At 42.6% G+C, this 237-nt stretch carries 1 rRNA gene; it reads right to left on the minus strand.

Annotated elements, in window-relative coordinates:
- A 16S ribosomal RNA gene (locus tag BZJ21_RS15960) occupies positions 1-78 on the minus strand; the annotation flags it as partial.
- Between the last annotated feature and the right edge of the window lie 159 nt (positions 79-237).

Genomic DNA, 237 nt, shown 5'->3' on the forward strand with positions numbered 1-237 from the left:
CCGCCGTTTCCGCTCGACTTGCATGTGTTAGGCCTGCCGCCAGCGTTCAATCTGAGCCATGATCAAACTCTTCAATTAAAGTTTTGGTGTTTGCTTTTCTAAAGAAAAGACAAACGGCTCGATAAATACTGTTTTGTCCGTCTCTTGCGAGACAAACGAATTGACTGTGCCGAACAACGTAAACGTTGTTTCGTATTGGTCACTCAGTTCATCGAATAAATCTTTTTGTCTATTCTC

Origin of the sequence: Salinivibrio costicola subsp. alcaliphilus, from assembly GCF_001996185.1 — a bacterium.
Classification (GTDB): domain Bacteria; phylum Pseudomonadota; class Gammaproteobacteria; order Enterobacterales; family Vibrionaceae; genus Salinivibrio; species Salinivibrio costicola.